General features: G+C 37.4%; 17 protein-coding genes and 1 other annotated feature. Of the genes, 6 read left to right on the top strand and 11 right to left on the bottom strand.

The window, feature by feature from the left end:
- The first annotated feature begins 48 nt into the window (after positions 1-48).
- Positions 49-1,410 carry a PLP-dependent aminotransferase family protein gene (locus MKX57_RS01550; RefSeq protein WP_342550696.1) on the top strand — a complete coding sequence of 454 codons (1,362 nt, stop codon included), beginning with the start codon at positions 49-51 and terminating at the stop codon, positions 1,408-1,410.
- A 149-nt stretch (positions 1,411-1,559) separates the two neighbouring features.
- Positions 1,560-2,366: an EcsC family protein gene (locus MKX57_RS01545; protein WP_008176324.1), complete on the top strand. Its 807-nt coding sequence runs from the start codon at positions 1,560-1,562 to the stop codon at positions 2,364-2,366.
- 47 nt (positions 2,367-2,413) lie between these two features.
- On the opposite strand, the gene MKX57_RS01540 is transcribed toward MKX57_RS01545, so the two are convergent.
- Entirely contained in the window at positions 2,414-3,382 is a 969-nt protein-coding gene (locus MKX57_RS01540) for a zinc-binding dehydrogenase (RefSeq protein WP_089987084.1), read from the bottom strand.
- Between the two features lie 64 nt (positions 3,383-3,446).
- On the opposite strand from MKX57_RS01540, the gene MKX57_RS01535 reads away from it, so the two are divergent.
- Together MKX57_RS01535 and MKX57_RS01530 are read left to right on the top strand one after the other, a co-directional pair.
- Positions 3,447-4,088, top strand: coding sequence for a hypothetical protein (locus MKX57_RS01535; protein ID WP_096363426.1), 642 nt, complete (start codon positions 3,447-3,449; stop codon positions 4,086-4,088).
- A 36-nt stretch (positions 4,089-4,124) separates the two neighbouring features.
- Positions 4,125-4,387, top strand: a binding site (T-box leader).
- 64 nt (positions 4,388-4,451) lie between these two features.
- Positions 4,452-5,693, top strand: coding sequence for an MFS transporter (locus tag MKX57_RS01530; protein ID WP_342550695.1), 1,242 nt, complete (start codon positions 4,452-4,454; stop codon positions 5,691-5,693).
- Between the two features lie 40 nt (positions 5,694-5,733).
- On the opposite strand, the gene MKX57_RS01525 is transcribed toward MKX57_RS01530, so the two are convergent.
- Positions 5,734-6,462, bottom strand: coding sequence for an IclR family transcriptional regulator (locus MKX57_RS01525; RefSeq protein ID WP_008176332.1), 729 nt, complete (start codon positions 6,460-6,462; stop codon positions 5,734-5,736).
- 238 nt (positions 6,463-6,700) lie between these two features.
- Here MKX57_RS01525 and MKX57_RS01520 point away from each other — a divergent pair, with 238 nt between their 5' ends.
- Positions 6,701-8,362 carry a M20/M25/M40 family metallo-hydrolase gene (locus MKX57_RS01520; protein ID WP_342550694.1) on the top strand — a complete coding sequence of 554 codons (1,662 nt, stop codon included), beginning with the start codon at positions 6,701-6,703 and terminating at the stop codon, positions 8,360-8,362.
- 67 nt (positions 8,363-8,429) lie between these two features.
- On the opposite strand, the gene MKX57_RS01515 is transcribed toward MKX57_RS01520, so the two are convergent.
- The 5 genes from MKX57_RS01515 to MKX57_RS01495 form a co-directional block, all read right to left on the bottom strand.
- Positions 8,430-9,383, bottom strand: a complete 954-nt coding sequence (locus tag MKX57_RS01515) for a methyl-accepting chemotaxis protein (RefSeq protein WP_342550693.1) — start codon at positions 9,381-9,383, stop codon at positions 8,430-8,432.
- Between the two features lie 128 nt (positions 9,384-9,511).
- Complete coding sequence (locus tag MKX57_RS01510; RefSeq protein ID WP_008176337.1) at positions 9,512-10,696, bottom strand: NAD(P)/FAD-dependent oxidoreductase; 1,185 nt, start codon at positions 10,694-10,696, stop codon at positions 9,512-9,514.
- A gap of 45 nt (positions 10,697-10,741) precedes the next feature.
- Positions 10,742-11,170, bottom strand: a complete 429-nt coding sequence (locus MKX57_RS01505) for a DUF1641 domain-containing protein (RefSeq protein WP_004227758.1) — start codon at positions 11,168-11,170, stop codon at positions 10,742-10,744.
- 83 nt (positions 11,171-11,253) lie between these two features.
- A complete protein-coding gene (locus MKX57_RS01500; protein WP_255319038.1) occupies positions 11,254-11,385 on the bottom strand; it encodes a hypothetical protein in 132 nt (43 codons plus the stop codon).
- A 238-nt stretch (positions 11,386-11,623) separates the two neighbouring features.
- Complete coding sequence (locus MKX57_RS01495) at positions 11,624-12,253, bottom strand: TetR/AcrR family transcriptional regulator (RefSeq protein ID WP_237068896.1); 630 nt, start codon at positions 12,251-12,253, stop codon at positions 11,624-11,626.
- A gap of 118 nt (positions 12,254-12,371) precedes the next feature.
- Between MKX57_RS01495 and MKX57_RS01490 the strand changes: the two genes are divergently transcribed.
- A complete protein-coding gene (locus MKX57_RS01490; RefSeq protein WP_089987079.1) occupies positions 12,372-14,558 on the top strand; it encodes an MMPL family transporter in 2,187 nt (728 codons plus the stop codon).
- Positions 14,559-14,814: 256 nt separating this feature from the next.
- Here MKX57_RS01490 and MKX57_RS01485 read toward each other — a convergent pair whose 3' ends face one another.
- From MKX57_RS01485 to MKX57_RS01470, 4 genes are all read right to left on the bottom strand, one after another.
- Entirely contained in the window at positions 14,815-15,690 is an 876-nt protein-coding gene (locus MKX57_RS01485) for a MurR/RpiR family transcriptional regulator (RefSeq protein WP_090002387.1), read from the bottom strand.
- A 71-nt stretch (positions 15,691-15,761) separates the two neighbouring features.
- Complete coding sequence (gene murQ / locus MKX57_RS01480; RefSeq protein ID WP_089987077.1) at positions 15,762-16,667, bottom strand: N-acetylmuramic acid 6-phosphate etherase; 906 nt, start codon at positions 16,665-16,667, stop codon at positions 15,762-15,764.
- A 5-nt stretch (positions 16,668-16,672) separates the two neighbouring features.
- Positions 16,673-17,680: a BadF/BadG/BcrA/BcrD ATPase family protein gene (locus MKX57_RS01475; protein WP_090002385.1), complete on the bottom strand. Its 1,008-nt coding sequence runs from the start codon at positions 17,678-17,680 to the stop codon at positions 16,673-16,675.
- Positions 17,667-18,494, bottom strand: coding sequence for a carbohydrate ABC transporter permease (locus MKX57_RS01470; protein WP_008179553.1), 828 nt, complete (start codon positions 18,492-18,494; stop codon positions 17,667-17,669). Before MKX57_RS01470 ends, MKX57_RS01475 begins: the two co-directional genes overlap by 14 nt.

Genomic DNA, 18,494 nt, shown 5'->3' with positions numbered 1-18,494 from the left:
GAAAGTACCAATTATTAAAAACCAGACCATATCAGAGGAGGTTATCTTGTGGAGCTATCCATTTCATTGACAGGAGATTCAGCCAAATACATTCAGATTTACGAAGAAATTAGACAGTCTATTTTATCTAAAAGGCTATTAGGTCATGAGCAATTACCCTCTAAGCGAGCCCTTGCACGAACTCTCGATGTAAGTGTACATACTGTGAAGGAGGCTTATGAACAATTACTGGCAGAAGGTTATGTTTATAGTAAAGAACGGTCGGGTTATTTTATTGCTCCCTTTGAATTTGATTGGGTACAAGATGAACAGCAGCATGAGGTTCCTCTAAGGACAATCATATCCAATGACATTCAGTATGATTTTCATAACGGGCATGTGGATAACGAGGCTTTTCCCTATTCACTTTGGCATAAGCTCCTGAAAAAACATGTAAACAGGAATAATTTATCCACAAGTCCTTGGGCAGGAGAAGACGTTTTACGATCTGAAATTGCGCGCTATGTACAACGTTCACGTGGCGTTGTTTGTGATGCCTCACAAGTGTTTGTTTATGGTGGAACACAAAGTCAACTTCAAGCCCTTAGTCTCTTTTTAGGTCCCCAGAGTAAGGTCGGAGTAGAAGAACCGGGTTTTAAACGGGCACATACTACTTTACGACAATGCGGTTTGTCTACAAAGGCCATCCCTGTGGATAAAGCCGGTATAACTCTTCCTTCAAAAACAATTCACATGTTATACACAACACCAGCTCATCAATTTCCTTTGGGCATGATTATGACCGTAGAGAGAAGAGCCGCCTTGTTGCAATGGGCAAATTTGAATGAGGCATACATTATTGAAGATGACTATGACTCAGAATTTCGTTATAAAGGGCTGCCAATCCCCTCTTTAGCAAAAATGGATCAGCTTCGGCGAGTTATTTATTTTGGAACATTTTCTAAAACGTTGCTGCCTTCTTTGCGAATCAGTTATATGATTTTACCAAAGTCATTAATTGCATCGTTTAATGCCTTTAACCATGATCAAAAATCAGTTGTCTCCAGAGTAGAGCAACTTGTTTTAGCTGATTTCATTGGACAAGGTCAATTTGATAAACATTTAGCGAAAATGCGGACAGTTTATCGTAAAAAACAACAAGCTCTACTAACTGCTATCTCCACTCATTTTCCGGAGGAATTTCAAATCATCGGTGAAAAATCTGGGCTACATATCGTGATGAAGTTACCTAATAGACTCTCTGAGAAAAATGCGATTCAACTTGCTCAAAACATTGGAATTCTTGTCTATCCATGTTCTACTTTCTATCAGCATGGTACAGAGGATACTTTAATCATTTTAGGCTATGGGGGACTGACACTTCAGCAAATAGATGAAGGTATTGCACTCCTTGCTTCCATCTGGCAATAACATATCATTTTATTAGATGGTCGGAGTTCATTTGTACTTGAACCTTTATTTTCGACACAAAAAGTATACAGATGAATCAAGACAAGGCGAAACCTTATACTATTTTTTTCGTATGTAAAGTAAAAGAACACATAAGGGGATAGACAATAATGGAGAACCGTCAGCTATTAGAGCAGCACTTGCAGGAAATTCAGGTTTGGGAAAAGGATCAAAAGGATTTATGGTTTTGGGAGAAACTAGGTAGAATACCGTTTAAGTTGTTAGATAAAATGACGCCTACTTTTATTCAAAATAAAATTGCATTATTAGTCGATGAATTAGGGAACTACATACAATCCGGTGGAAAATATTTAATCAATGAACAAGCCATGATTCAAAAAATCCGTAACCATTCTTCCACAGAGCATATTTTGGGCATTTCAGATATTGGTCAAATCCCATTAGAGGATATGATTACTCTTAGTGATAAATTGCAAAATGAGCGTGTAAAGTTTGCGACTGTTCAAGGGGCTTCTACTGGATTTGGCGGAATATTTACCTTGGCTATTGATATACCTGTTATTTTAGGAACCGCACTGAAGACATTGCAAGAAATTGCTATTATACATGGCTATGACCCTAACGATAAAATGGAACGAATTTTTATTGTGAAATGCCTGCAATTCACATCAGCAGATATCGTCGGTAAGGAAGCCATCCTACAGGAGCTTTCCACTATGAATAGTACTAATAAAGCTACTGATAATATGATTTCCCAGCTACAAGGCTGGCAGGAGGTATTTTATACGTATCGGGACCAGATGGGCTGGAAAAAACTGTTTCAAATGATACCTATTGCTGGTATGATCTTCGGTGCATACGCAAATAAAGGCATGATTCAAGATGTTGCTGAAACGGGTATTATGCTATATCGAAAAAGACGTATATATGAAAAACTAAATGAATTAGACCGTTGATAAAGAGAGATGGCGCTCTTCCTTTGAGCGTCACTCTCCCCTTGTTTCTATATTTTTATTACTATTTTTCCCTGATGCTGACGACTTTCCATCAGTTCATGAGCCTTCGGCATATCCTCTAATGAAAATTCTTTAGCAATGGGCACTTGAAAACTATCCTCTTTTAATAAAGTAAAAATATGTTGAGCAACCTGTTGTAACATTTCCGGTCTTAAGTCCCTAGTCGTACCAAGACTAAATCCTTTTACATTACGACAGCTACTATGTAAATTCGATGTTTTAATAATTCCTGCCTTGCCTCCACTATTGCCGAATTGTACAAGTGTGCCATATGGTGCTAGGCAAGTTAAGCTTTCCTCTGTTATAGCTCCCGCAATGGAATCAAAGACAATATCGGCACCAAGACCTCCAGTAAAGCCTCTTACATGTTCACTAAATTGATCGTATGTAAGAACAAGATCTGCCCCAAGCTGATAAGCTATCGATGCCTTCTCCAAAGTACTTACAGTTCCAATAATTTGTTTAGCGCCTAGCTTTTTGGCCATTTGAATAAGCATTGTTCCTACCCCACCAGATGCAGCATGAATTAATACCGAATCATTCTGACTAATAGGTGCTATCTGATGTGTTAAGATGTACGATAAAAACGATACAGTTGGCACAGCTGCTACCTTCTTTAGCGGTACATCATAGGGGACTTTAAAAACCAATTGTTCCTTTGCTACGACATACTCTGCATATGCACCATTTATCGGAAATGCAATGACCTGGTCCCCCTTCTGAAAATTGCTTTTCTCATTAAAAACCTCTTCTACAATACCAGCAACATCTAACCCAAGAATCATTGGAAAATTTCCTTTAGCCTTATTACCTGTACGGTTTTTAATATCTGCATAGTTCACACTCGTATAGATTGTACGTATTAGGATTTCTCCTGTAGAGATTGTAGGCTTTGGATATTCCGTATATGTTAATACATCAGACGTACCAAATTCATTTATTACTATAGCCTTCATTTTTTTCTCCCTCCTTGTTATAGTCGAATTATAAACTAAATTTCCAAAGACTGGAGATATCTTTATGAAAATTAAACCTAAGCAAGAGAATTGTAATGGAATACCCTATGATTTTTTTGATCAAAACAGCAATAGCATATGCTTTATGTTATCTGGTACAGGCTATAGCTACGAAAAACCTGTTCTTTATTATTCACGATTACTACTGTTAGAGCTTGGATATGATGTTATCCAAATCAATTATTCGTTTGAACAACAACTGTTTGAGCAGGAACCACAGGCCATTTCAAATATGGTCTATAGCGTTGTCAATCCTATTGTAGAACATTGCTTAAGAACAAAGCCTTATACAAATGCCGTTTATATAGGCAAATCATTAGGAACCTTACCTATAATAGATTTTTATATGCAACAGTCGTCTTTAATACCTACTCGATATATACTCTTAACACCTCTATTGTCACTAGACCATACAATGGCTAATCTATTAGATAAACAAGCATTTTTGGCGATTGGCACAGCAGATCCACATTTTTCACAGGAAAAAATAGCTCAACTTACTACTCTCGATCTCGCTGTTTTTGATGGTCTTAATCATTCCCTTGAGGATGCTTCCAATATGATTCATACTATCCAGTTTTGCGAGTCGCTTTTCATGCAACTGAAAGCTTACATTCAAAAAAATGGACCATCTATTTCAATGTAGCGCTTTACCAAAATTAACTATATATGCTACACTATCCAAAATACAGTGAAGAGAAGAGTAAATAAGGCTGTTCTTCCCAGAGAGCTCCGGTTGCTGAAAACGAGCAAGAACTAATTATTGAAACAAGCCTCAGAGTTGCGCATTGGATTTCTATTAGAATGATGGTGCGACGGGTACTCCCGTTATAGAGTTACAGTATAAGCATTCATTCATGCCGTACTGAAAAGGCTATTATGGCAACATACTAGTGAACTAGGGTGGCACCACGTGAGCATAAATTCTTCCGTCTCGTCCCTAAGACTACTGTCTTGGGGGTGGGATTTTTTATTTTGCAAGATCACTTTTGCTGAAGGAGGAATTTATATGAAAAAATCTTTAAAATCGTGGCGCTATCCAATTATCCTTTTAAGTAGTATTGGTATTTCTAGTATCGGTGAATGGATTTATTTTATTGCTTTGAACCTTACTGTACTCAATCTGACGGAATCAGCACTTGCTGTTTCTGGCTTGTATATTGTAAGGGCCCTCTCCACATTGTTTACTAATTTTTGGTCTGGTAGTTTAATAGACCGCTTTAATAAAAAACACCTGATGATTCTATTGAATCTTTGCCGGTCCATATTGATTGTCGCACTTCCCAGCTTTTCGAGCATAGGATGGATTTATATTTTAGTCTTTATCATTACAGCTACTAGTTCTATGTATCATCCTACCTCTATGACTTATATCACTAAATTGATACCGATAGAGCAAAGAAAACGCTTTATCTCATTACGTAGTTTGCTTGATTCTGGGGCCTTCCTAACAGGTCCAGCTATAGCAGGCTTTCTATTTACAATAGGCACAACGAATATGGCTATATACTTAAATGCTATTGCTTTATTTTTATCTGCCTGCATAACTATAAAGATGCCAGACGTTGAAGGACATGTACAATTAGGCTTTGCTCATCGTACAGAAAATGCAACACTTTATAAAATATGGCTCCATGATTGGAAATTGGTCATCCATTTTAGCTTAAAAAATGCCTATGTGATGGCAGTCTATTTATTATTTAGTGCTACCATTGTATTGATGACAGCGACTGATTCTTTAGAGGCTGCTTTTGCCACTCAAGTACTTGCTTTATCAGAGGGAGAATATGGGGTTTTAGTCAGTATTGCAGGTGTCGGTGTATTAATTGGCTCTCTAACCAATTCAGCCTTTGTTGAAAAAACCTCTACTGCTTGGTTAATCGGCATGGGGTCTATAATGACGGCCTTCGGTTATTTACTGTTTACTTCTTCCTATACTTTTTTTATGGCAGCTTTAGGTTGCTTTCTCTTATCATTCGCAACAGCTTTTGCGAATACAGGTTTCTATACTTTTTACCAAAATAATATCCCTGCTGAAAGCATGGGACGTATAGGGAGTATTTATGGTTTTTTTGAAGCCCTTTTCATCATAATTCTGACTGCTGCATTTGGAATGACTGCTGAATTTATTTCTATACGATTTGTTATAGTAAGTGCCTCATTTGTCATGGTGATGGTAGCTTTCATTTTATTTATTTTAACGATACGCCCGTCTAAAGCGACTTTGTATCAAAGTACTTCTCCTAGGTAAACAAAAAAATAGGGCTTTTCCTTACGTGGAAAAGACCTATTTACATATGACCTAGCTCTTGTGAAAGTAGGTGAGCAGCTCTTGTGACTTCCTTTGCAATACTTTCTAATTTTTCAGTATCTGTATCATACTCAAAACACTCTGCGCTAATAGCTGCAATTGGTTCTTTATTTAAATCAAAAACAGGTGCCGCCACCGATACTGTTCCCTTTGTTTTTTCTCCATAGCTAATGGAGTATCCCTTATCTTTGATGACATTTAATTGTTCCATTAACTCTATTTTTTCAAGATCATTTATATTTTTTAGAAAGCCTGCATGCATTTCCTTCTCTGAGAATGCAAGTAATACCTTATTCGCTGCTCCAATCGGATAGGGGATTTTTTCACCTATCATATCAATGATACGTACATTTTTTGGGCTATCTACACGATCAATAATAATAGAATTATTTAGTTTTGGAATATTTAAATATGTTGTTTCCCGCACATTAATGGCAAGCTCTTCTAATAAAGGATGGGCTTTTTCTCGGATATTTGTATGGTGGTACATTTTCATGCCGAGCTGTAACCATGTATACCCTAAACGAAATTCCTTTTTTTCCTCATTTCTTTCTACTAAATCAAAGTTTTCTAATGTATACAATAAACGATAAATTGTACTGCTAGGTAAGTCTGTTTCATTATATATATCTTGAACAGAAAAGAATCGTTTAGGATTCTTGGCTAGTACATGAATAATCATCATTGCTCTTTCAATGGATTGAATCATTGCTCATCCTCCTTTTATTCATTTTAACGAATTTTTACTCATTTATATAGACTTGCAACCGAATAAATTAATAAAAAGAAACAGAATTTTATAAAAATTAAAATTGACGTTTACGATTTTTTCTTATATGATGAATTATATTCCACAATGCGGATTTATTTTCATATAACGAAACAATTAAGTAAATATAGTTGCTATTTTGAATGATATCTAATCGAACAAAAAAGGAGCAATATACATGTATTCACAACTAAGACAGTTACCCATCGCAAAGCAAATTGAAGAGCTTACAAATGAGTTAGTAACTATTAATAGTATTAATGGTACTCAAGGTGAAGGGAAAATTATCGAGTATATCTATGAGAAAATGAAGGAATTCCCTTACTATCAAGAAAACCCTGCATTTCTTTGGACTTTAAACGTAAAACAGGACCCCATTGGCCGAAAAAATCTTTTTGCCTTCGTAAAAAGTCTTCATGCAACAAAAAAGACAATTATTTATCACGCTCATTTAGATACAGTGGATATAGAAGATTATGGTCATTTAAAAGAGTTTGCTTTTTCTCCTACCAAGCTTGAGGATTTCTTTAAAACCTATGAAGGAAATACGGATGTACAGAAGGATGCTCAAAGTGGCGACTGGATGTTTGGGCGTGGAGCTGTAGATATGAAAAGCGGAGCTGCAGTCCATATTGCCAATATTCAATATTTCACCAATCATCTTCATGAATTAGAAGGAAATATATTACTTATTTTAAACGGTGGCGAAGAAGCAGAGCATAATGGAATTATTGATGCATTAGATGAGCTTAATCGTTTAAAAATGGAACAAGCACTAGATTTTCTAATGGCGATTAATACTGACTTTACAACTCCTTTATATGGTGAAGATCCTCACCGTTATATTTATACTGGTGTTGCAGGAAAGTTACTACCCTCCTTCCACATTTATGGGCGGGAAGTACATGTGGGAGATACATTAAGTGGTATCGATCCCAATTATGTGGCAGCTAAAATAACAGAGCGTATTCATAATAATTTAGCATTAACGGAGGCAATTGCAGGAGAAACTATCCTTCCACCTACATGCTTATACCAACGTGACACCAAAGAATCCTATACGGTACAAACGGCGTCTACTAGCCACATTTATTTTAACTATTTTTTATATGAAGAGTCACCAGATCATGTTGTTAAGAAACTTAAGTCTGTCGCACAACAGGCATGTCTTGAGGCAGAACAATATTTACAGCTTCAGTATGAGAAATATATTGAACGCTCCAACGTACCTAAGCGTTCATTATCATGGCATATAGAGGTTGTTACTTATGATGAGCTTATTGTTTATTTAAACGGAAAGGGTATTCAAACCGAGCCTATTATTGCTGATGTCTTGAGAAAAAATGCAGGCAAGGAATTACGCCAACAGTCGTTTGCAATCGTTGATGCCCTGCAAAAGGCAGATCCAGAGCATAAGCCTCGAGTTGTGCTATTCTTTGCACCACCATTCCTACCCCATAATTATTTAAAGGAAAATGTGGTAAGAGATCAGTTATTAAAGCAGACCATATCACAAGTCGTTGATGAGGTAGCGTATGAAACAGGCGAAGTATTTCAAGTTAAGCGCTTTTTCCCTTACTTAGCGGATGGAAGCTTCTTATCTATTCATGCTACCCAAGAGGAACTTCAAGAGTTGCTCAATAACTTCCCAAAATGGGATACACTCTATCCCCTACCATTTGAGAAAATAAAGGAAATGAATATCCCTTCTGTTACTATGGGTGTATACGGAAAAGATGGACACAAATGGACTGAGAGAGTTTATAAGCCTTATTCCTTCGGCGTGCTACCAAAGCTAATACAGAAAGCTACAAAAGAAATATTCAAATCCAAACTTTAGTATCGAAAAAGCACCATTCTAATCATTTTTAGAACGGTGCTTTTTTATGTATCAAGTAAAACTATAGTTAAATTGAATGAGGGAAACCCTTCACCTTTTCAACTGCTTCTAGTAATTTTTTTGTGACCATATCTGATTCATCAATATGGTCAGTTAAAACTTTATTTGTTTCATCAAAAAGTACTGTTGTTGTTTTAAATTTACTCATGACATCTTCAGTCGAAATTTTTTGGCTATCTATATAGTGAAGTAATTCCTTCACTTCACCTTGGACATTCATAATGATTTGGAGTAATACGTTAATTTGCTCAGACGTATCCGTGCTCTTTTGAAGTCCCTCTGTCACCAGTTGCATATTATTTTTATTATCCTCATATGCCTCAGATATTTGATCCTCAATTTTTTTCGTAAGATTCACAATATCCTCTGTACTTGATTTGGTATTTTCAGCAAGCTTTCGTACTTCTTCTGCAACGACTGAAAACCCTTTGCCATGCTCCCCTGCTCTCGCTGCTTCAATAGATGCATTCAATGCTAGTAAATTGGTTTGATTAGAAATCTCACTGATGACTTTGACGATATCTGTTATTTGCTTTGAACGTTCACTTAAATGGTTCATACTATTTGTTGTTTTTCTTGATTGCTCACCAAGCTCATCAATAACATGCTGAACTTCTTTTACAGCTTGTTTACTATCAATCGATAAAGAAACCATTTCATCTGAAGAAAGAATTAAAGAGTTTCCTTTTTCTAGAGCATGGCCAGATATGATATTGGATTCAATGGTGCTGTTTTCTACACGATTAAACTCGTTTAAAATAGTAGTAACCATTTCACCCAAAATGACATGTTGATGATTAACTATATCGTGCTGTTCAATCGTCGAAATTAATTCCTTATGTAATTCATTGAGAAAAATTTGTAATTCATGGTCCTTCTTATCTAGCTTTGCATTCAACTCATCAATTTTATCCTTAAATTGCTCTATATCTTCTCTTTTTGATTGAAATATCGTTAACACATGTCATCACTCCAGTAACTAGATTTGTATTAATTTTACTCTCTTTGAAGTAATTAATAAACAAATATCGTAAGAGCAAACTTTCCATAAAAAAGTCCCACCTCCTAATGGAAGTGGGATAATAATTTTTAGTAAGCTAAACCGAATAGAGCTTTAATATGTGTTAAATAACGAATATTTGAAGCTTCTTTCATTAATGTTGCAGGAAGACCTTTAAGTTCTGTGTTGCTTGCACCAATTGTAGCAACCGCATCTTTACGGCCAAGGCTTGCAAGTGTACCAGAGTTCACTGCAGAGAATGTTTTCATCTCTTGATTTTTATATTGTGCAAAGACGTTATAACCAGCAAGCTCACCCATTTGCCACGCAACTTGCGCAGTTGGTGCGTAAAGTGGACGACCACCATCAGCTGGTAATGCTACAGATGCGTCACCAATAACAAATACATCTTCGTGAGATGTAGATTGTAGGAATTCATTAATTGTTGCTTTACCGCGATCAGCTGCAAGGCCTGATTCACCTACTAGTGGAAGTGGTGCTACCCCACCTGTCCATACAAGTGTGTTTGCAATAATTGGTTCACGGTCTTTTAGAGAAATAACGTTGCCGTCAACACCAGTTACAGGTGTTCCAGTAATAAATTCTACACCGCGTTTTGTTAAGCTTTCAGTAGCTCGTTGGATAAGTGTATCCGGAAGTACTGGTAAGATTTTTGGACCAGCTTCAACAAGTTTAATTTTAAGATCCGCAAAGTTAACACCGTGTTTTGCAGCGATTTTCGGGAAGTTGTCCACGATTTCACCAACAAGCTCAACACCTGTTAAACCGCCACCACCGATAACAATTGTTGCATCTGCTTCATCTTTAGATTGTGCATATGCTTTAATGCGATCTTCGATATGTTTGTTAATTTTATTGGCATCATTTACTGATTTAAGAACCATTGAGTTTTCTTCTAATCCAGGGATACCGAAGAAACCAGTTTGGCTTCCTAAAGATACTACAAGCGTATCGTACGTTAATGTATAGCCATTATCTAAATCCACTTTTTTATTATCTACATTGAATTTCGTTACTTTTGCAATGTGTAGATCGATGTCTAAACCTTTAAAGATTTTTTTAAGTGGTAATGCAACAGCACCCTCTGCAATTGTACCACCTGCTAAACGGTGAAGTTCAGTGATAATTTGGTGTGTTGGGAATTGGTTTACTACAGTAATTTTAGCTTCATCAGCTGATAGATACTTACGTGCTGTTAATGCAGTTAAAACGCCAGCGTAACCTGCACCTAAGATGACGATTTCTTTTGACATGATTAATTAATCCTCCGTCCTTACGAATTGAATTTACCTTAAGTCTTATTTAGCTTTGCGTTCTGAGCTTACTTGTAAGAAAGCATTAACAAAACGGAATACATTTTGAACTTGAGGGTCTTTTAACATTTTCACAAGACCGAATAAACCAATTACTTCGTGGCTTTCAGATGCTCGGTCTTTCGCTTCAATTGCAGTTGCTGCTAGGTTTTTCGCAGAGCCTACTACAGGTCCAGCGATTTCTGTTACTGCACCAACAGTATCATTTTTGAGCACTTCATCTGTTGCAACAGCTTGAGCAAACTCGTATGATTTCGTTAATAAAGTCATCATTTCAGTTAACTTTGGTAATTGCTCAACTAAAGTTGTAAGTGATTCTTGAACTTCAGGTTTTAGTAATTGATCTAGTACATCTAATTGCTCTTTACTCACAGTTACTTGTTCAGCCTGTGTTTGGTTATTCGTTTCTGACATTTTGAACTCTCCTTTGCCATCACTAGTACTATTTTTTATTGCTTACATGTAAAAAAGACCATTAAGGTAAAACTTAACAGTCGTTACAGCGTATATCCTACACAATCACCAGTCACAAGGGCTGGATAGCGATTCGTATGACTTGTTATTACAATGTTAACTTTAAGTCGCAAAAAGCGCATCATAATACCATCCTTATCTTGTCTTGGTGACATTACAACCTTCATTATAAGACTGTTTGTACATTATTTCAATGCGCTAAATCACAATTTCGACAATCTTTTCAAAATTCATTGATTTTATCAACTATTAACTGCCTTACTATCATAAATTTTCTAATGCATCAAATTTTTTTATGATCATTCACTTTCTTGTCGTTTTTAGAACCCTTTTTTGAAATATAACAATGAAAGGAGTTATCTCTAATTTAATGAGATAACTCCTTTCAAAGCTTTATTTATTTTGAACAGACAGCCAAAAGAAATTTGTTACTTCTTTTGCTGTTACATCTACTGAACCTAACAAAGTTTTTCCATCGCCATCTTTAAAATACCCTACTGTCATCAATGCCATAAAGTTATGAGCAAAAAACTTGGCATTCCCTTTTCGAATCGTGCCCTTCTCCATCTCCATTTGCATAGCCTGCTCAATCGTTTGATACATTTCATTTTCGGATGCTTGTACTTGTCTCAACTGAGATTCCGATAAATTGATGGAGGCCTCCCGCATAAAATTATTCATATCAATATCAATAGTTGCTGATAAATGAACTTCAACGAGCTGTTCAAGACGTTCTTTAAATGGTTTTTGTTGCTCCAAAATTTGTAGAATGGATAGCCTGATGCGATCCATCATAGCAATGAGTGCCGATGTATACAATTCGCCTTTAGTTGGGTAGTAGTAATAGATAGTCGCCTTTGTTACGTTACAAGCTTTCGCTACATCATCCATCGAAATATTTTTGTAGCCTTCTTTAATAAAAAGTTTTGTAGCCGTCTCAAGGACTAGATCTTTTGTCGGTTTCGCATTTTCATCATGGCGAGGTCTTCCAAGCATACGCGGTGACTGTTTCAACAAGTTCACCTCCTTTATAAATAAGCAGTCTTTTTACTCATATTATAACATATCAGTATTTCTAGATTGATTAATTAACCTTCTAGTATATATAATTAAATCACTTACATGAAATGGAGGTCTTCTCATGAAAAAACATCCACTTGAGCAATGGGGCTCAATGGTTGCAAGTAAAAAAGGGCGCTTATTAGCACTAGCCTTTTGGGTATTATTAGTCATTGTATTGTCTTTTGCTTGGCCACAAATTAATAGCATCGAAAGTGAGTCAGGCAAAAACCTACCTGACACGGAAATGTCTGAACAGGCCGCGGCAATGATTGCCGAACAATTCCCTAATGATGCCGGTACACCATTATTATTAGTTTGGTACCGAGACAGCGGTCTAACGACTGAAGACTATTCGGCTATACAAAGTATATACAGTGAGCTTCAAGCTAAACCATTAGCTCATCAAACGATGGTTCCACCATTTGATAAAATGCCACCGCAGGCTCTATCAGCCGCTGCTTCAGAAAATGGCACAACCATTGTTACACCTGTGTTTTTTGAAAAAGGTGTCGCTACAGATGCCCTACAAGGTAGTTTAGATAAACTTACAAAAGTAATGGAGAGTAACAAAGTTCAATTAGATAAGAAACTTTCGAATGACATGCTTCATGTACGTTATTCAGGGCCAGTTGGAATCGCTACTGATGCTGTTAGTTTATTCTCCCAAGCAGATGTGAAGCTATTAATTGCAACCGTATTGCTTGTTTTAGTATTACTTATTATCATATATCGTTCGCCATTACTGGCTATTATTCCTTTACTAGTTGTAGGTCTTGCCTATGGAGTGATCAGCCCAACATTAGGCTTCTTTGCGGATCAAGGATGGATTGATAAAGATTCGCAGGCTGTCTCTATTATGACGGTATTGCTTTTTGGCGCAGGTACGGATTATTGTTTATTCCTGATTTCTAAATACCGAGAAGTTCTCTTCCATGTTGAGGATAAAACTGTCGCAATGAAACTCGCTGTGAAAGAATCAGGTGGTGCTATTTTAATGAGTGCCCTGACGGTGGTCATTGGCCTAGCTACCCTTAGTCTTGCTCATTACGGCGCATTCCAACGCTTTGCAGTACCATTCAGCTTTGGTGTACTTGTAATGGGAATTGCAGCTCTCGTTGTCCTCCCTGCTATTCTTGTTATCATTGGTCGTGTAGCCTTCTTTCCATTTGTTCCACGTACAGAAGAAATGGCACTTAGCAAAGGGAAGAAACAACATAAGCCGTCACATAAGATTAGTCATAAAATCGGACATTTCGTTACGCATAAGCCATGGATAGTTATTACTGTAACTGTTATTTTACTTGGTGGATTAGCGGCATTCGTTCCACGTATTCAATATACGTTTGATCTACTTTCATCCTTCCCAAAAGACATGCCGTCAAGAGAAGGCTTCACTTTAATAGAAGAGAATTTTTCGCCTGGAGAATTAGCACCTGTACAATTAGTGATTGATACAGAGGAAAATGAAATTAATTTACAGCAACAGCTTTCAACAATTTCTTATATTGATAGCGTGGCAGATGTGCAAATAGGTGAAAAAAATAACGCTATTCAGTTATATGAGCTATCTTTAAATGCCAACCCCTATGCAAAGGAATCATTGGCTCATATTCCTGAGTTAAAGGCAGAAGTTGTCGAAATGCTGGAGCAAAGTGGGCTTAAAAATGCTGATAAGCATGTTTGGATCGGTGGAGAAACTGCTAGTCAGTATGATACCCAACAAATAACTAAGCGTGATGAAACGGTTATTATGCCAACTATGATTGCTTTAATAGCATTATTATTATTTGTTTATTTACGTTCCATTACGGCCACTGTTTATTTATTAGCAACCGTGATCATCTCTTACTTTGGAGCATTAGGGGCAGGTTGGCTGATTTTACATCATATCATGGGGGCAGAAGCCATTTCTGGAGCTATCCCGTTGTATGCATTCGTGTTCTTAGTAGCGCTCGGCGAAGATTATAATATCTTTATGATTTCAGAGATTTGGAAAAAACGTAAAACAACGGATCATTTAACAGCTGTAGAAGAAGGAGTTGTCCGTACGGGAAGTGTCATAACATCCGCTGGTCTCATTTTAGCAGGGACTTTCGCTGTTCTGGCAACATTACCAATTCAAGTACTTGTTCAATTCGGTGTCGTCACTGCAATCGGTGTCCTTCTGGATACATTCATTGTTCGACCATTGCTTGTACCAGCCATTACAACGGTTCTAGGCAAATACGCCTTTTGGCCAGGAAAACTATTCAAAAAAGAAGTCTAGCCTATTTTAAATAACACGGTCATTAGCAACTCTACTTGCTAATATCCGTGTTATTTTTTGTATGAATACTAGAAAGAGCTGCTACAAATCTTTTCTGGCCCTATTGCTTTGCCTTTGGATACTACAGTGGATGTAACTGAATTACTTGGAGCTAGTAATCTTTCTCCCATGTTTAGTTTTTTGATCCTGCTGTATCAACACTCCATTTGTGACAGAGCAATAAAAACGAAGACGATGCTAAGAAATCGTCTTCGTTCTACTTTATTTTTCTTTTAGCAACTTTTTTATGCAGTCCTTGAATAACCGTTCGTGTCTCATCTAAATAATCAATTGTCTGATTATAGGCACTGGTCACTACTCCCATAAATAAAATATCAATGACAAGAAGCTGGGCAAGACGAGAGGAAGTGGCACCGCTTCTAAAGGTCGCTTCGACATTCGGTGACACATATAAACAAATATCGGCTAAACTCGATACTAATGAATTACCGTAACGCGTTAAACTTATGGTAGTAGCAGGAGTTTGGCCCGCTATTTCAAGGATTTTGGCCACTTCGTGCGTTTCCCCAGAGAAGGATATCCCGACTACCACATCCCCCTCCTGTGCATTGACGACCGCTGTAGCTCCTAAATGTAAATCCATGAATACTTTACTATGCTTATTAATTCTTAAAAACTTTTGATCTGCGTCCATAGCAGTAATTCCAGAAGCACCTACGCCAAAAAATATAATTCTTCTAGCCTTTGCTAAAGCTGATACAGCACGTTCTAATTCAGCCTTATCTATTAAATTAGCCGTTTGTGTCAAAATTTCACTACTTTGCAAGGTCACCTTCTCTACAATTGATTGTAACGGCTCATTTGCCTCTATATCTCTGTCGTCGGTGTTATTACGCTGTAAATCACCAGCAATACGCAATTTTAATTCCTGAACGCCGCTGACATGCAGAGATTTGCATAATCGTATAACAGCTGCACTGCTTGTCTGACTTGCCTCTCCCAACTCTACAGAGGTCATTTTAATCGCCTGAGTGGGATGCTCTAAAATAAAGCTCGCCACCTTTTTCTCGGAAGGGGGCAGCTTCTCACGCATTTCTGATAGCATAATTAAACCGGCATTTATTTTTTCCATACGTCCATCCCCACCTCTAGTATGTAGCCTTCAGGGAAAAGTGAATGGAGCAGTTCCATCCACCTCTTTCTTCAAAGCTTACGTAATTCTACTGCTCTACGGACATGCCCTTCGGATTGGGCGAGTAATGCTGTCGCTTCTTCTAACACTGTATTTGTTAGTAACATGACAATAGCCAGTTTTACTTGATAATTGGTTTGCTCTAAAACTTGCTCAGCTTGAATATACGATACTCCTGTCACTTCACAAACAATTTGCTTGGCACGTTCTCGCAATTTAAAATTACTAGCATGAACATCCACCATTAAATTTTTATAGACTTTACCAAGCTTGACCATAGTTGCGGTTGTAATCATATTGAGTATTTGTTTATGGGCGGTTGCAGCCTTTAGTCTAGTGGAACCAGTTAGAATTTCTGGACCAGTAATAACCTCAATAGCTATATCTACATTTTCGCTAATGGTGGAACGAGCGTTACTGACCAAGCTAATCGTTTTGGCTCCCATTTGCTGAGCATAATTTAAAGCTCCTTTGACAAAAGGCGTTCTACCACTTGCCGCAATACCAATGACTATATCTAGATTTGTTAAGCGTTGGTTCTCCAATTCTTGACGACCTAAAGATAAATCATCTTCTGCCCCTTCTATGGCGATCATTACTGCCTCTGAGCCACCCGCTAATATGGCTTGCACTAGTTTAGGCGAAGTACTAAATGTGGGTGGACATTCAACAGCATCTAACAGCCCTATTCTCCCACTTGTCCCTGCCCCTACATAAAACAATCTACCGCCATTTTTTAGCGCATGTACAACAGCCATAATAGCCTGTTCTATTTCAGGTAATACTTTGGCAATAGCCTGTGGAATTTTTTGATCCTCTTCATGCATTAGCCTTACAATTTCAGCAATGGACATTAAATCCAAATTGGTTGTGTCTGGATGATAATCCTCAGTCGTCAGTTTTGTCATTCGCTCCATCGAAATCAAATCACTCCATTCGATTTTTTTACACTCATCCAAGTTTCCTTTACTGTTTGTTGTAAAGCCTTTGTCATTGGAATTCCTTCACTAAAGAGTCCATTTATAAAAGCACCAATAGCAGGTGGTACTTCAGGCTGAATAATTTGATTATCAATAGTAGATTGTTGCAATTTTGCTTGAAAGCATTGAACAAAGTATTGATTTTCGAATAATCCTCCACAAGTAACAATTGGAAATTTTTTCACCTGTGGTTCTTTTCTATACATCATTTGGAGAAGTTGAACTAAATGGGTAACTGCACGGTCAACAATCCTCTTCGCTATCTCATTATTTTGGGTAGCTAAAAGTAATACCGTCCTAGCAATAGAGGAAATACATATGCGTGGCTGCGAATGCTCATAAATTAGTGTAATAATTTCCGTAGGATCTGTTAGTGCTAGATGCTCTAAATTGGCTTTAGAAAAGGCATCTTCATTTAAACCATAAGCATCATATTGACGAGTAATGGTACGCAATGCCTCTTGTCCAATATAGTAGCCACTTCCTTCATCTCCCAATAGATAACCCCATCCCCCCATACGACTAATTGAATTTTGTTGAACCGCATAAACAATTGAGCCCGTTCCCGCTATAACTACTAACCCTTCCTGTGTAAACGTCCCACTAGTAAGTGCCGCGACTGCATCATTGGTGACAGTAACTTTACAGGAAGTAGAAGGGAACATAGGAGCTATCCACGCCTTCCAGCGTTTTATATCCTCCTGACGATCCCCTCCTGCTACGCATAAGAAAATCGTTGAAACATCGTATTTTGTAGCGCTTATTTTTTGCACTAGACTCTCCAGTAAATGTTCAATATGTTGCCTTACCTCATGGGCTGGAGTTGATTTTATATTCGTACCGTGTCCATCCATAAAGGCGAGAATATTTCCTTCTTTTGTACCGATTATGGCACGGGTTTTCGTTCCACCACCATCGACTCCAATAATATATTGCTTATTTAATGGCACCTGCCGTCAGCCCCTCCATAAATTGCTTTGAAGCAATAAAGAATAATAGAATCATTGGTAATGATGCTAATGTCAGTCCAGCAAATAGTGAGCCCCAATCAGCCGAATGCTCCCCAAACAGCGACATCATTCCGACCGGGATTGTCCGTTTCATCTTTTCCGTAATAAAAATAAGCGGGAAGAAAAAATCATTCCATGCTGCGATAAAATTGATAATCACGACTGTTCCTAGTGCAGGTCGCATTAATGGCAAAACAACATACCAAAGGACCCTTAGATTACCTGCTCCATCCATACGGGCAGCCTCTTCCAATTCAGACGGCATCGTTTTAAAAAAGCCTGTTAGTATGAGTATGGATAAAGGTATACCTGTCGCTGTATTCATTAAAATTAAAGACCATAAAGAATTAATTAGTCCTAAATCACGCATTAAAATGAAAAGAGGGACAATCCCCAATTTTATTGGGATCATCATGCCTAATAAGAAAATGAAGAATAAGGCATGATTCCAAGAAAATTTAAAGCGTGCAATATAAAAGGATGCCAATGAACAAACAACAACAATCAGTACAACAGATACAACACTGACAAATAGGCTATTCAAAAAATATGTGGTAAATGGAATTTTAGACAATAATGTGCGGTAAGTATCTAAGCTAAAGCTAGATGGAAAGCCTAATGGATCCTTATAAATGTCCACACTTTTCTTAAAGGAGGACAAGATCATTAACAATATAGGATATAAGCTGATTGTCGCCACTGTAAACACAACAAGATAATAGAATGGTCGAAACCAAATGGCCCCTTGCTTCAT

This window comes from Lysinibacillus sp. FSL M8-0216 (genome assembly GCF_038595555.1).
GTDB classification, from domain to species: Bacteria; Bacillota; Bacilli; order Bacillales_A; family Planococcaceae; genus Lysinibacillus; species Lysinibacillus fusiformis.
Note: the sequence above shows the minus strand (reverse complement) of the source record. Positions and strands in the feature narration are given on the sequence as shown.

Coding starts and splice junctions, on each gene's coding strand:
- MKX57_RS01545 (WP_008176324.1), top strand. CDS start 1,560: ATGGAGAACCGTCAGCTATTAGAGCAGCACTTGCAGGAAATTCAGGTT.
- MKX57_RS01540 (WP_089987084.1), bottom strand. CDS start 3,382: ATGAAGGCTATAGTAATAAATGAATTTGGTACGTCTGATGTATTAACA.
- MKX57_RS01535 (WP_096363426.1), top strand. CDS start 3,447: ATGAAAATTAAACCTAAGCAAGAGAATTGTAATGGAATACCCTATGAT.
- MKX57_RS01530 (WP_342550695.1), top strand. CDS start 4,452: ATGAAAAAATCTTTAAAATCGTGGCGCTATCCAATTATCCTTTTAAGT.
- MKX57_RS01525 (WP_008176332.1), bottom strand. CDS start 6,462: ATGATTCAATCCATTGAAAGAGCAATGATGATTATTCATGTACTAGCC.
- MKX57_RS01520 (WP_342550694.1), top strand. CDS start 6,701: ATGTATTCACAACTAAGACAGTTACCCATCGCAAAGCAAATTGAAGAG.
- MKX57_RS01510 (WP_008176337.1), bottom strand. CDS start 10,696: ATGTCAAAAGAAATCGTCATCTTAGGTGCAGGTTACGCTGGCGTTTTA.
- MKX57_RS01505 (WP_004227758.1), bottom strand. CDS start 11,170: ATGTCAGAAACGAATAACCAAACACAGGCTGAACAAGTAACTGTGAGT.
- MKX57_RS01500 (WP_255319038.1), bottom strand. CDS start 11,385: ATGTCACCAAGACAAGATAAGGATGGTATTATGATGCGCTTTTTGCGA.
- MKX57_RS01490 (WP_089987079.1), top strand. CDS start 12,372: ATGAAAAAACATCCACTTGAGCAATGGGGCTCAATGGTTGCAAGTAAA.
- MKX57_RS01485 (WP_090002387.1), bottom strand. CDS start 15,690: ATGGAAAAAATAAATGCCGGTTTAATTATGCTATCAGAAATGCGTGAG.
- murQ (WP_089987077.1), bottom strand. CDS start 16,667: ATGGAGCGAATGACAAAACTGACGACTGAGGATTATCATCCAGACACA.
- MKX57_RS01470 (WP_008179553.1), bottom strand. CDS start 18,494: ATGAAGCAAGGGGCCATTTGGTTTCGACCATTCTATTATCTTGTTGTG.